The sequence below is a fragment of the Vibrio paracholerae genome (assembly GCF_037672085.1).
GTDB lineage: Bacteria > Pseudomonadota > Gammaproteobacteria > Enterobacterales > Vibrionaceae > Vibrio > Vibrio cholerae.
Window position 1 is genome coordinate 1,444,060 of record NZ_JBBHLM010000002.1, and the last position, 14,521, is coordinate 1,458,580.

The following is a 14,521-nucleotide window of genomic DNA, read 5'->3' on the forward strand; positions in this document are numbered from 1 at the left end:
GCGTACACGTGTTCACTAACATGCACCCAACAAAAAATGGAGTAATCAATAATGCAGAACAAACGTGATTCGTATAATCGAGAAGATCTTTTAGCGTCAAGCCAAGGTGCGTTGTTTGGTGAGGGCTATCCTCAACTTCCAGCGCCAAATATGTTGATGATGGATCGCATTACCAAGATGTCAGAAACTGAAGGTGAATTTGGTAAAGGTTTGATCTTAGCTGAGCTCGATATCACGCCTGATTTATGGTTTTTTGATTGCCATTTCCCAGGAGACCCAGTGATGCCGGGATGCTTGGGCTTAGATGCCATGTGGCAACTGGTGGGTTTTTTCCTTGGCTGGGTTGGCGGTAAAGGTAAAGGTCGTGCACTTGGAGTTGGCGAAGTGAAATTTACAGGACAAATTTTACCAACCGCTAAAAAAGTCACCTACGAAATTAACATGAAGCGTGTGGTGAACCGTAAGTTAGTGATGGGTTTAGCTGATGGTCGCGTACTTGTTGATGGCAAAGAAATCTACGTAGCTAAAGATCTGAAAGTCGGTCTGTTCCAAGATACGTCTGCGTTTTAAAAATAGAATTTCTAAACGAATAACAGCCCGTTTCGGGCTGTTTTCCTAGCGATAAGCCTTTTCAAGCTTTGTTGTATGGGAAATTATTTGCAGAGACCAGAAAGTTTATCGTTTCTAGCATCACGCCAACCACCTAACCAATAAGAGCGTACTTCCGTCTGTTGATAGGGACATTCGTCATGGGATCGACCGTTTAGACCGGCTTTGTATCCTTGCGATTGAGCTCTTTCTAGGCGATCACGCTTTTGTCTCTTCATAGTTCTGTCCTCATACGGTAACTTTGGTATAACGTACAACTATTAAACTTGTGTGGATCTTTTATGACCACACCAATACAGAATCGATCAATTATTCGCCTTTCTCAAGCAATAAAAAAGGCACAAACCCAAATCTGTGAGCTTGTGCCCTTCCTGACAAAAATCCCTATTTTCTACGGAACCCTAGTACACCAAGCACCATCAAAAGCCCTAATCCGAAGCCACCACCTTTACGATCAGCGGCTTGCTCTTCAGTCGAACGTGCTTGAATGTTGGAACTTGTTGCGCCGGTAATTGGAATCAACTTCACAGCTACTACGGTTTCTTCGCGGTTACTACACAATGAATTATGTGCCGTCGTATCGTATCCACCTGAACATTTCAGCGCAGTTGCAGAGATAACGCCTGCATCATTTATATCCGTGGCATCAATAACACGGAACTGGTTGTTGTTGCCTGTTGCGGCATTGTCATTGGTGAGGTCATCTAACCACCAAGCCTTATTAGCAAAAATAGCCATGCGGCTTGGATCACTGCCATTGGCACTGTATGGATAAATAAACCCTCTTTTACGGCGCGGTTTGCCATCGTTCTCTCGGGTCTCGTCTGCATCAACTTGACCGACAATCTCGTTATAGCTGTTAATTGCCCCAGCCTTGCCGCCTGCACCATTAAAGAAAATACCACCCGTTAAGAAAGTAGCTGCTGGCTGAGTAGCTGACACATCATTGATCACAAACAAACGATTTGCTGCTGATCCATTCTCTGGTCGGCTGCCTGCGCGTTTAGCTGAGCCTAACGCGACGAGGTTTTTGTTTACATCGGTGACTACCGAATTACTGTGAATGTAATCGCCACCAATTCTAGATTCCGCGCCTGAAACGGCTTTGGTTGTCCAACTTGCTGCATTAGAAAAATTACTGGTGTTATCTAGTTCGAAAACCGAGGCCTGCATGTAGTTATTGTCGGCATCAAAAGAACTATAACCAACAGCATATAGCTTGCCACCACTTTCAATCACATCTCGGATGCTACCTTGTGCTAAACGGTTATTGGTACTTTCACGCGTGCTTGGCCAATTTAGTTCAACTGTAGTAGTAGTGCTGCCATCTTTTTTCCATATTGCAGGCTTGGAATAAAAATAGGCACCCTCGTTATTGTTTGAGCTTCGTGAAATACTGCCAACGGTGTAAACACCATCTGTTTTCCATGCACGGGTATATAAGGCATCAGTAACAGTTGGTGCGACGGTTGAACGGGCTTGAATGGCATTAGCGTTTCTACGATACGTTGTCACGTCACCAGTTTTTACATTGATCCCGATCGGCGTAGCATTACTCGTTAGGCTATTAACAATCACGTTTTGCGCTTCATCAACATCAACAGGCGCGCCTGTTGTTCCAGTACCAATAAAAGCAATTGAGTTAGCAACTTGCGTACTATTGATCTCTGCTTGCCAGCGATTCCAATGGGGATCTGCCCAGGTATTACACGTCGAATACAAAAGCTCTCTGTAGCAGTAGCGTTCAAAGTCATTGCGTTCTTGTACATAAACGAACGCATTATCAATCCCGAAAGCCACTTCATCACGGTAACTTAAACCATCGACTGCTTTACCTGTGCTGGCTTTTTCAATGCGAGTTTCACCTGCTAAAGCAAAGTCTGTACATGCAATTGTACCAGTAGAAGGAGAACCAATATCAATTGACGAGCTCGTGAAGCAGTTTGCAATAGTATCAGGGTTACTTGCTTGGATCGCCACACCCCATGCACTACCGTAGCTTTGCCCTGTGCTTGGGGTCACTTCCATCACTTGGTAGAGTGCCGCGTTGGCCGTTTGGGTAGCAAGCAATACGGCGCTGGCTAAAATCGAACGTTTAAAAGTAATACGACTCATGTTTTCTATTCACTTTCCTGTTGCATCGCTTCAAGCTCTTCCCAACGCTCAAAAGCAATTTCGAGTTCCTGCTCTGTTGCAGTTAACTTGTCTAAAATGGGTTGTGTTTTATCGACAGGCTGACCAAAAAAATCCGGACTATTGACGATGTCTTGTAGCGCTGCGATCTCAACTTCCAGCTCTTCTAATCTTTGCGGAAGAGCTTCAAGTTCGCGTTGCAGTTTATAAGATAACTTCTTCTGCTTAGTTTTCGATGGTGCGGATTTGGGAGACTCCTCAACCACTTTTTCTTTTTTGACAATATTTTCAGCAGCTCTGCTTTGTAAAACTTGGGCACGCTGTTGCTGAGCGTCATGGTAGCCACCGACAAATTCTTCAATCTTACCATCGCCTTCAAAAATCCAACTTGAGGTGACGGTGTTATCGACAAATTCACGATCGTGGCTGACCAGCAATAAAGTGCCTTGGTAATTGGCAAGCAATTCTTCCAAAAGTTCCAAAGTTTCGATATCTAAATCGTTGGTTGGTTCATCAAGCACTAATAGGTTATTGGCTTTAAGCAAAATGCGCGCAAGCAGCAAACGGTTCTTTTCTCCGCCAGATAACGCTTTTACTGGGGTTCTTGCCCGCTTGGGTGAGAACAAAAAGTCCTGTAGATAACTTAACGCGTGGCGAAGACGCCCGCCTACCATCACTTCTTGTTTACCATCCGCTAAGTTATCGATAACGGTTTTTTCAGGATCAAGTAACTCGCGGTATTGATCAAAGTAGGCGACCTCAAGCTTAGTACCGCAGTGTACTTTGCCGTTATCGGGCTGTAAGTCACCCAGCAAAATTTTGAGTAAGGTACTTTTGCCACAACCATTAGGGCCAATTAACGCAATTCGGTCACCGCGCATAATGTTGAAGCTGAAACCATCAATAATGGTTTTGCCACCGATCGAGTAATGAAGATTTTCGGCTTCAAAAACGATTTTCCCTGAGCGGTTGGAATCATCGATTTGCAGGTTCACTTTACCCTGCACTTCTCGACGTTCACTACGTTCTTGACGAAGACGTTTTAGTGCCCGAACTCGTCCTTCATTACGAGTTCTTCGTGCTTTAATACCTTGACGGATCCAAACCTCTTCTTGAGCGAGCTTTTTATCAAACTCGGCATTTTGCAGATCTTCAACCCGCAGCATCTCTTCTTTTTCAGTAAGATAATTTTCATAATCTCCTGGGAAAGAGCTGAGTTGACCGCGATCGAGATCCACAATGCGGGTCGCCATAGACTTAATAAAGGCACGGTCATGGGAAATGAAGATGATAGAACCTCGGAAGTCTTTCAGAAAACCTTCTAACCATTCAATCGTTGTTACATCGAGGTGGTTGGTTGGTTCGTCAAGAAGCAGGACATCGGGATCACACGCCAGTGCACGTGCTAATGCAGCTTTACGCTGCCAACCACCAGACAGGTCGGTTAATTTGGTGTGGCCATCAAGTTTTAAGGAACCCAGCACATTTTTGATTCGATCTTCAAAGCGCCAAGCGCCAGAAACTTCAAGCAGCTCTTGAATATGTGCAAGCTTATTAATGTTGGATTCGCTTGGGTCTGTTGCCACGAGATCTAATTGATCTTGATAGATCTTGAGTTGTTCGCCAATGCCTTGCAGACCACCTGAAACATAATCAAATACAGTACCCGCTTGATTGCGAGGCGGATCTTGCTCTAAACGGGATACAACGACATCTTGCATGACTTGCATCTTGCCATCATCCAGCAGAATCTCGCCTGCGAGTACTTTCATCAGCGTGGATTTTCCGGCGCCATTACGCCCAACCAGACACACTCTTTCATTTTCTTGTAAGGCGAAATCAGCGTGATCCAGTAATGGGTGATCGCCAAAGGCCAGCAAACCGTTATGGATGGTAATTAATGCCATTATGTTTTAACCACTCTATTAATTCTTGTATGTCAAAAGGCCAATTCAGTTCATTACCTTGGTAAGCGACAACCGGTATAGTGACCGCGTAACGAGAGAATAGCTCGTCATTAAAGGCAATCTCTACCACGTCAACTTGTTCGGTGAGCCCTACTTCATTGAGTAATGCATAGGCCATCTCACAGAGATGGCATCCTTCAGTGCTGTACAAGGTTATCATTGAATTTCCTAACTCTGATGGGTGATCAGCCAGCAGTTATGAATTTGTTTATTTCGCTCAAAATCCAGCGGTAAGGTTTGATGCGAGATATTTTGAGCGTTGAGCCCCAAAGCGTGTAGCGCTTCCATATCCATCTTGAAATGGCGCTTGTTATTAGAGAAAACAATCGTCCCTTCTGGGCGCAGCAATCGTTTAAGATTGGTCATAAGCGTGACATGGTCACGTTGCACATCAAAAGTTTGATCCATACGTTTAGAATTGGAAAACGTTGGCGGATCAATAAAGATAAGATCGTACTGGCTTTGGGCATTCGCGAGCCACTGTAGACAGTCGGCCTGAACGTACTGGTGCTGACGCCCAACCTGCCCGTTTAGCTGCATATTCTCTTTGGCCCATTCAAGATAAGTTTTCGACATATCGACGGTCGTCGTCGATTTTGCACCGCCACAAGCAGCATGTACTGTCGCAGAGCCGGTATAGGCAAACAAATTGAGAAAATCTTTGCCTTGTGCCATTTGCCCTAAACGACGACGAGTAATTTTGTGGTCAAGGAACAAACCAGTATCGAGATAATCGTATAGGTTGACGATCAACTTCACGCCATACTCGGTAATTTGCATGGTCTGTGCTTGCTGGCCGAGTTTCTCGTATTGCGACGTGCCTTTTTGTCTTTCACGAACTTTGAGCACGACGTTATTCGCATCGACATCCAACACTTGAATGGCTGCGCGAATAATATCGGTCAAACGACGCTTCGCTTTCTCTTCCGGAATATCCTTTGGCGCTGCGTACTCTTGGATCATGAGATGATCTTGGTAGACATCAATAGCCACATTGTATTCGGGAAGATCCGCATCATAGAGGCGGAAGCAATCGAGCCCCTCACGCTTAGCCCACTTGCCAATCTTGTTGAAGTTTTTCTTCAAACGGTTGGCAAAATCTGGGGCAATGAGGATTTCTTGAGTACCTTCATTGCTGACGCTGTTTTGCTCTCGCATGGCTATGGTGTAATTTTTTTGGTGACATGGTAACGCACCATTATTCAGCTTGAACTGTTTGTCCGCACGCATGCGCAAACAACTGAGTAATTCGTCAGAACTCGAGAAAATAGAAGCGTGGCAGCCACCAAACTCAGCTTTAAGTTGTGCACCAAATGCAGTGTACAGAGCGATCAAACCGGGATGAGTGCCTAAACGCTCACCGTACGGTGGGTTACAAATCACAATACCTTCAGCGAAGTTTTCTGGGCGTTTTACCTTTGCCGCATCGCCCAAGGTAAAGCTGATTAACTCTTCTACTCCGGCACGACGGGCGTTATCTTTAGCCGTCTGCAATACGCGGTTATCGTTATCTACACCGTAGAAATGAGTTTCTACCTTTTTGACTCCACGTTTACCTTGCACGCTGGCTTCTGATTTCACACTTGCCCAGAGTTCTGGTTCGAAATCTTCTAATGCTTCGAAGCCCCACTTTTTACGTTGTAAGCCTGGCGCAATATTGGCAGCCATCATCGCCGCTTCAATCAGTAAGGTACCAGAGCCACACATAGGATCGAGAAGCGGTTTACTGGCATCCCAACCACTGCGCAGAATGATTGCGGCGGCTAATGTTTCACGTAATGGTGCTTTACCTGCCTCAGTTCGGTAGCCGCGCGCATGCAAGCCAGAACCCACCATATCGATACCAAGCAGAGCATTCTCTTTGTGTAAGCGGACATGGATATGAAGATCTGCAAGATCTTTGCTGATCGAGGGACGCGGAAGATTTTTCTTAGTGAAGCAATCTACGATGGCGTCTTTGACTTTCATCGCACCGTATTGGCTATTACGAATTTCTCGGTTCGTGCCATTGAAATCAACAACGAGCTTTTTAGAACTGTGGAAATAGTTGACCCAGTTGACTGAAGTTGTTGAAAGATAGAGATCTAAGTCATTCTGACACTTAAATTCAGCCACAATACGAACAAATCTTGATGCGAGACGACTCCATAGACAGCAACGATAGATCTGTTCATTGGTTGCTTTAAATTTAACCCCGGCCTGAACGGGTTTGGCATCGTTAATACCCAGTTGGGTTAATTCTTCAACTAGTAGATTCTCAAGGCCGTTAGACGTCACCGCTAGATACTGATTCATAGTGTTCTTTTGCTGATAAAAATGGTCTCAGATTATAACTGACAATGTGAACCATACCTAAAGCTAACTCATCACCAAGCCAAAAAATCTCTCTTTTACCCATTCGATCCTTTCTATGCCGATCATATCGGTCAGTGTGTGCACACTCCTGTTCCATCGCTTGCTAACTAAGCATTTATGCTTGTTGGTGACTACTTATTCATGCTTATTTTGGACTATACCAGATGTGTTTTTACAGTGTAAATAAGTTACAAAAGGTCATAAAACGGGAATTTTCGCTTTAAAAAGACAAAGTGAATGCCCTGTTTCGTTGTGTTTAAGTAAAAAATAGATGTCTAAATTTTGTACCGATCTCACATTGCGTAACGGGTTAGCTCGATTTAAAGGCAAAAAAAATCGGCTTACGCCGATAAGAAATGAAGGAACGAAATAGGAAAGGAACGAATATTGAATAAAAAATTAACTGACCATGGCCATTTGGGGTGTATACAAAAGTGTATTCACATCCGACATTCTGTCGTGCATCACTTTAATCACTTGACCAAATTCCAGTGTTTTGCTGCCGTTTAAAGCAAAAGAAACCAAATCACTGTACGCGCAAAGAGTGGCGTTCTCCCCCACTTCTAACGCAATAAAAATACCGCTGTTAAGGGAGTTTCGTAGAGATATCAGCTGACCTTGTTGTGGGGTATAATCGGTTCCCTGAACATCAAAAAACCAGCTTTTAGGCTGTACGGGTTTGTGGAAGCGTTTTGCGGCCACACAGTACAGCGCCAACTCCGCTTTACGAGGCTCACTCAGAGGTAGACAGGCAATGTGTTCTTTGTACAACTGAAAATCAGAAGCGTCATCTACGGTGAAGGGGTTCTCGATGAATGCACAATCCACCAAAAGATTGCGACTGAGATTGGTACGAAACAGCATATCGTCACCAAGGTTGAGCATCAGATAACCTTCGCTATCTGAGAAGTACCAACTCCATTTGTCACTTGGTTTAAGCATTGTTCCACTCTCAACGATACATTTGGGAGGATGAGGTAAGCCATGTGACCTACCCTTGCCTATGAATATCAGTAATTCTATGAAGGTGCAGAGAAAAAAAAAGAGGAAATGCGTTAGACATTTCCTCAGTAATTCTGCAGATAAATCGGGGAACTTACAGGTTCTTGACGATATCAGCGACCAGCCCCGGCCCTTGATAAATAAAGCCGCTATAGACCTGAACTAATTTTGCTCCGGCTAAGAGCTTTTCTTTGGCGGAGATATAGGAATCGATACCACCGACACCGATGATTGGAATTTCTTCACCGAGTTCTTTATACAGACACTTAATGACTTCTGTGCTACGTGTTTGTAACGGGCGTCCACTGAGGCCGCCGGCTTCAGTGGCAAACTTCATACCTTCAACTAACGAACGGTCTAGGGTGGTGTTTGTTGCGATGACACCGTCGATTTTGTTTTTCAAAAGCGATTGGCAGATTTGCTGAATTTCATCGTCACTTAAATCTGGCGCAATCTTAAGTGCAAGCGGGACATATTTATCGTGTTTCGCTGCCAATTCAGCTTGGCGAGTTTTCAATGCAGCAAGCAGTTCATCCAGCGCTTCACCGTATTGTAGAGAACGAAGTCCTGGGGTGTTCGGAGAAGAGATATTTACGGCGATGTAACCTGCGTAAGGATAAACTTTATCCATACAAATCAAATAGTCCTCTGCCCCTTTCTCAATCGGTGTATCTTTGTTTTTACCGATGTTGATCCCGATGATCCCATCGTATTTGGCTCGCTTAACATTCTCAACCAAGTGATCAACACCCAGATTGTTAAAGCCCATTCGATTGATGATGCCTTCAGCATGCACTAAACGAAACAGGCGTGGTTTGTCGTTACCTGCTTGTGGTCTTGGTGTGACCGTGCCTACTTCAACAAATCCGAAGCCCATCGCGCCAAACGCTTCGATGCACTCGCCGTTTTTGTCGAGCCCTGCTGCTAAACCGACTGGATTTTTAAAGGTTAAGCCCATGCATTGAACTGGACGATGAGGAAGTTGTTGACGATAGAAGAGATCGAAAGGAGTGCCAGTGAAACGTTTGAAATTAGAGATGGCCAGATCGTGTGCCTTTTCGGCATCCAATTGGAAAAAGCCAGCTCTGGCTAAGCGGTAAAGCATAATGCCTCCGAAAGAAAAAAGCCCCGAATAAACGGGGCGTTATTATTGACTCATTCGTCAGGCAATTCAATGCTTATTCTACAGTGAGACAATTTAAGTTGAGCAAGGTCAACTCTCGCAATGCCACTGAGAATTTGGCAAATTCATGAACGGTACCGACTTTAAACTCGCTGAGGATGTTCTCCCAACGGCTTATTGAGACTTGGTTACGCTCTAGCCATTTATCAAGTGCCAGTTCAATTTCCTGTTGAGCATCACTCAAATTGCTACTGAGCACTTGAGCAGTCAACTGGCGTTGCTGCCAATCGAGATCCTCACGGAAAGAGGCTCTTGCTAATGCTTGCCAATGGTTATCAACGGCTTGGTGATTGATTTGCTTCAAGAACCAGTGCAGAGATAAACGATCGCCGAGATGGAAATAAAGCTTCGCCGTTTGAGTGACTGCGATGCCTTTCTCTTTCGCCACGGCCGAGATATCCAGTACAGAGTAAAGGCTAGAAAGACGCGCCACATAATGCGCAAGTTCTTTCTCGATGCCCTTCTCTATCCAGTTTTCAGCCATGGAATTATGCTCAACAATTTCCTCTTTCACCAAAACCTTATCCAATTGTTCGGTGATAGCTTTGACATCCTCTTGATAGCGTTCGACCATTGCTATCACGGATGGCTTACCTGTACGGTTGCGCAGTAACCAGCGAGTCAGGCGACGCAAAGTGCGACGCACGAGGAACATCACATCATATTGGGCGCTACTTTGCGCTATGTTGTCCAGTTTGCGTACTTTTTCGAGCACGGTGCCTAAACCGTAAATCTCACGCGCGGCCGCATACGCATTCGCAATATCGACCACGCTAGAGCCGGTCTCTTCTTGTAAACGGGTAACGAAGTTGCAGCCCATTTCGTTAACCAATTGGTTTGCTAAGGCTGTCGCGATGATTTCTACTCGTAGCGGATGGTTCACCATCTGCTGTGCATAGTGACCGCGTAACTCAGTTGGGAAGTAGTTAACCAGTTGTTTGGCATGGAATTCATCTTGCGCAATCTCTTCACTGGCCAGCTCTTCTTTCAACGCCATTTTGCCGTAGGCCGTCAACACCGAAAGTTCAGGACGTGTTAATCCCATGCCCTGTCTTTCACGCTCAAGTAGAGTTTCATCATCCGGAATATGCTCTAAAGCACGATCCAAATACCCCGCTTTTTCCATGTGATGGATAAAGCGGATCTGCTCTTTCATGAGTGATACGCCCTGCGCTTCGGTCACGGAAATCGATTCAGATTGTCCATAAGCATCTTCAATCACGATGCTTCCTACTTCATCTTTCATCGACTCAAGGATCTGGTTGCGCTGTTTGAGTGTCAAATCACCATTGGCCACCAAGCCATTGAGGAAGATCTTGATGTTAACTTCGTTATCGGAACAGTCTACGCCACCGACGTTATCCACAAAGTCTGTGTTAACGCGTCCACCTTTGAGTGCAAACTCGATACGACCGCGCTGGGTCATACCAAGGTTACCGCCTTCGCCGATGATTTTAGCGTGCACTTCACGTCCATCGACACGTAATCCGTCATTGGCTCGGTCACCGACATCGGTATGTGTTTCAATGGATGATTTCACATAGGTACCGATACCACCATTCCAGAGGAGATCGACTTCCATTTTCAGGATCATCTTGATCAACTCATTGGGTGCCAACGTGGTTTTTTTAGTGTTGAGCATCTTCTGAATTTCAGGTGTCAGCGTAATTGCTTTTGCTTTACGCGAGAAGACGCCACCACCTTTAGAAATCAGCTTCGGATTGTAATCTTCCCAACTTGAACGAGGCAGATTAAACAAGCGGTTACGCTCTTCCCAACTGCTCGCAGAATCCGGGGTTGGGTCAATGAAGATATGAATATGGTTAAAGGCCGCCAGTAAGCGAATATGTTTTGATAGCAACATACCATTACCAAACACGTCGCCGGCCATGTCACCGATGCCAATCGCGGTAAAATCGGTGGTTTGACAATCAATGCCCATTTCACGGAAATGACGTTTTACCGATTCCCAACCCCCTTTGGCGGTAATGCCCATCGCTTTGTGGTCATAACCGTTTGATCCCCCTGAAGCAAAAGCATCACCGAGCCAGAATTGGTATTCTGCTGACACTGAGTTTGCTAAATCAGAGAAGGTTGCGGTGCCTTTATCCGCAGCCACCACCAAATAAGGGTCATCTTCATCATGACGAACCACGTTCTTCGGCGGAACCACTTGCCCTTCAATAATGTTATCCGTTACGTCGAGTAAAGCGCGAATAAAGCGTTTGTAGCAGCGTTGACCTTCTGCAAAAATCTCATCGCGTGTGGTGTAGAGATACTGTTTCTTACAAACAAAGCCACCTTTTGCACCAACAGGCACGATGACCGTATTCTTCACTTGTTGTGCTTTGACTAAGCCTAAAATTTCAGTACGGAAATCTTCTTGGCGATCAGACCAACGCAGCCCACCACGAGCGACTTTACCACCGCGCAAATGCACACCTTCAATGTCTGGGGCATAGACGAAGATTTCGAACGCAGGCACTGGTGCAGGAATTTCTGGGATCTCACTTGGCTTCATTTTGAGAGATAGCCAAGGTTTGTTCTGCTTGTTCTCATCCAACTGATAGTAGTTGGTGCGCAGCGTCGCGTTGATCATCTCCATATAGCGACGGATAATTCGATCGTCGTCGAGACTCTGTACTTGATCTAATTGCTCCGTTAGAGATTTGATGATCTCAGCTTGGCCCTTTTCTCCGCCTTTGTATTTCGGATCGAAACGACGCACGAAAAGATCCACCAATCCTTGTGCAAGATCGGGATGGTGGCTGAGTGTATCTTCAATATAGTGCTGGCTAAATGGGAAGCCGACTTGACGCATATAACGCGCATAAGCACGCAGGATCGAAACTTCACGACCGGATAGTGATGCACCTAAAATCAAACGGTTAAAGCCATCACTTTCCAGCTCTCCTGCCCAGATAGCGGCAAACGCTTGTTGGAATCGGTCGCGAGCTTCACGCAGATCCACCTGCTTATCGCTCTTATGTAGCATAGAGAAATCCAGGATCCAGTATACTTGGCCATTGGCTTTCACTACTTCATAAGGCGATTCACCAATCACGCGTAAACCGAGGTTTTCTAGCATCGGCATAACGTCTGATAGATGGATGGGTTCGTCTTTGTGATACAGCTTTAAGCGCACCGCTTTGGAGTCTTTGGCTGTCTCTTGTAAACGGTAGAACAGCATGCCCAGTTTATTATGCTCATCTAACGCTTCAAGGTGCTCGATATCTGCCAGTGCAGAGCCCGACATCACATCTTCTTTGTAAGAACGTGGGAAGGCACGTTGATACTCTTTTGACAGCGGTAATCCACGACTTTCACCGAAATTGGCGACAATGGCTTCAGCGAGACGATCATCCCACGAGGTTGAGGCTTCCATTAAATTCTGCTCTATCTTTTTCACATCTACGTTGATGTTGTTATTGTCGACACGCACAATGTAGTGAGTTCTCGCCAGTGGGCTTTCTGAGAAATAAGTCGTAAATTCAACATCTTGCTCACAGCCAAAATACTGTTTGAACACTTGTTGTGTTTTACGGCGCAGCTCAGTGTTGTAACGCTCTTTGGTCACATACACCATGCAACTGAAGAAACGTCCGAATGGGTCTTTACGTACAAACAGTCGCAGTAAATCACGATCTTGCATCTGTACAACGCCCATGCCTACTTCAAGTAGCTCTTCTTCTCGGGCTTGTAACAGCTCATCGCGTGGGTAGTTTTCAAGAATATTGTGCAGGGCTTTGTAGGCGTAAGAGCCTTGGCGGTAGCCGCTTGCCGCAAGAATGCGCCCTACTTTTTCGCGGATCAGCGGGATCCCTTCAACACTTTGGTTGTACACTGCGGAAGTGTATAACCCAGTAAAGCGATGCTCACCGATCACCTTGCCTTTCGCGTCAAACTTTTTGATCCCGATATAGTCGGTATAAGCAGGACGATGGATACGCGATTGCTTGTTGCCTTTCGTTAAGATCAACAGGAAAGGCTTTTTGGCTTCGAGCCTAGCTGAATCTGGGAATTGAGAGAGTTTTACGCTTCGTACTCGCTCGTTGTCAGAGAATAAGCCAAGTCCGGTGTCTTTGGTCGGCGTCAGTTCGGTATCGCCATTTTTCTCTACCAAATCGAACTCTTTGTAACCCATAAAGGTAAAGTTATGGTTACCTAGCCAGCGTAAAAACTGAATGGTTTCTTGTAGGCGTTCGGCTTCTAAAGGGATCTGTTTTTTATCCGCTTCCAGCTGATTGATCACTTGTTCAAGCTTGGTCGCCATCGGCTTCCAATCTTTCACAACCAGAGCGGTGTCATGCAGGATATCCAGCAATTCGTTTTTCAGCTCTGTCATCTCTTCCTTGCTGCTTAGGCGATCGACTTCAATGTGGAACATTGAGATCAGTTGCCCTTCTCCTTGATTAATGCTTTTGATCGAGCCATCGTCGTGACGTGCAATATGAGCAGGTCCGTTGAGCATTAAGTGCGATGCCAATCCTAGGCGGCTTAATGCCATTTTGATCGAATCAACCAGAAAGGGACTATCTGGTAGAACAATCTCAACAATGGTGTGGGTCGATTGCCAACCTTGGCGACTTACCGTTGGGTTAAATACACGTACTGAGCGTTCATCGGCTTTTTTCTCATTGATGTGGTGCCATAAACTGAGCACTGCACCATAAAGATCCGATTCGTTACGCTCCACTAGGTCGTCTTGTGAAATGTTACTGAACAGGTGTTGTCCAAGTTGAGTCACTAAGGGTTGTTGAGCAAGCTCTAGTTTGTCTTGAATCAGTTGATAGACTTTTTCAAGCAAAACCGGCATCAAAGTTTCACGCGCAGTCATGGTCGACTCCAGAATTTGATTCTTATTTTTGTAGGGGGTGTGCAGTAAGCATAGCGCTTACTGATGGTAATGCAGGGCGTATTGTAAGAGTTTTATTTATAAATAGTTAATTGTTTTGGGGGTGTTATGGGGTAAAAGTGTGAGATTGTGACTAAAGTACCTATTTAAACCACTACAAAATAATGTTTTTACAGAACTTCTAACTTAACGAAACGATTATTTTGGTCAGTTGTTAATCGAAATCGACCTTTTACTCCAATTTGGCTTAAAAATGGACGCAAACGTGTTGCTGGGAGTTGTAAACGCAAACCTTGCTCGGTGGTGACCATGACATGACTTGCTACGCCTGAGTAATGCGTAACAAAGGTTTGATAAGAAATGTTTAGCGAGAAAAAATAATAGTTCATTGGAAAATAAAGGTGGCACAGAGTGCCA

Annotated in this window: 10 protein-coding genes; 1 reads left to right on the plus strand and 9 read right to left on the minus strand. The window is 45.2% G+C overall.

Going from position 1 to position 14,521, the window contains the following annotated elements; translation table 11 throughout:
• The first annotated feature begins 51 nt into the window (after positions 1–51).
• A complete protein-coding gene (fabA, locus tag R4537_RS11835) occupies positions 52–570 on the plus strand; it encodes a bifunctional 3-hydroxydecanoyl-ACP dehydratase/trans-2-decenoyl-ACP isomerase (RefSeq protein ID WP_001180249.1) in 519 nt (172 codons plus the stop codon).
• Between the two features lie 83 nt (positions 571–653).
• Here fabA and rmf read toward each other — a convergent pair whose 3' ends face one another.
• From rmf to R4537_RS11880, 9 genes are all read right to left on the minus strand, one after another.
• Positions 654–827, minus strand: coding sequence for a ribosome modulation factor (gene rmf / locus R4537_RS11840; protein ID WP_001881287.1), 174 nt, complete (start codon positions 825–827; stop codon positions 654–656).
• A gap of 166 nt (positions 828–993) precedes the next feature.
• Positions 994–2,724: a DUF3466 family protein gene (locus R4537_RS11845; protein ID WP_071177933.1), complete on the minus strand. Its 1,731-nt coding sequence runs from the start codon at positions 2,722–2,724 to the stop codon at positions 994–996.
• Between the two features lie 5 nt (positions 2,725–2,729).
• Positions 2,730–4,649 carry an ABC transporter ATP-binding protein gene (locus R4537_RS11850; RefSeq protein WP_071177934.1) on the minus strand — a complete coding sequence of 640 codons (1,920 nt, stop codon included), beginning with the start codon at positions 4,647–4,649 and terminating at the stop codon, positions 2,730–2,732.
• A complete protein-coding gene (locus tag R4537_RS11855; RefSeq protein WP_080483226.1) occupies positions 4,627–4,869 on the minus strand; it encodes a glutaredoxin family protein in 243 nt (80 codons plus the stop codon). The genes R4537_RS11850 and R4537_RS11855 overlap by 23 nt, the downstream gene beginning before the upstream one ends.
• Before the next feature lie 8 nt (positions 4,870–4,877).
• Positions 4,878–7,004: a bifunctional 23S rRNA (guanine(2069)-N(7))-methyltransferase RlmK/23S rRNA (guanine(2445)-N(2))-methyltransferase RlmL gene (gene rlmKL / locus R4537_RS11860; protein WP_071177936.1), complete on the minus strand. Its 2,127-nt coding sequence runs from the start codon at positions 7,002–7,004 to the stop codon at positions 4,878–4,880.
• 459 nt (positions 7,005–7,463) lie between these two features.
• Positions 7,464–8,006 carry a cell division protein ZapC gene (locus R4537_RS11865; RefSeq protein WP_002032387.1) on the minus strand — a complete coding sequence of 181 codons (543 nt, stop codon included), beginning with the start codon at positions 8,004–8,006 and terminating at the stop codon, positions 7,464–7,466.
• Positions 8,007–8,160: 154 nt separating this feature from the next.
• The gene (gene pyrD, locus R4537_RS11870; protein WP_000966884.1) at positions 8,161–9,171 is read right to left on the minus strand and encodes a quinone-dependent dihydroorotate dehydrogenase; all 1,011 of its coding nucleotides are present in this window, start codon (positions 9,169–9,171) and stop codon (positions 8,161–8,163) included.
• A gap of 73 nt (positions 9,172–9,244) precedes the next feature.
• A complete protein-coding gene (locus tag R4537_RS11875; protein ID WP_071177937.1) occupies positions 9,245–14,086 on the minus strand; it encodes an NAD-glutamate dehydrogenase in 4,842 nt (1,613 codons plus the stop codon).
• Positions 14,087–14,274: 188 nt separating this feature from the next.
• Entirely contained in the window at positions 14,275–14,493 is a 219-nt protein-coding gene (locus R4537_RS11880) for a DUF2835 domain-containing protein (RefSeq protein ID WP_001110339.1), read from the minus strand.
• Between the last annotated feature and the right edge of the window lie 28 nt (positions 14,494–14,521).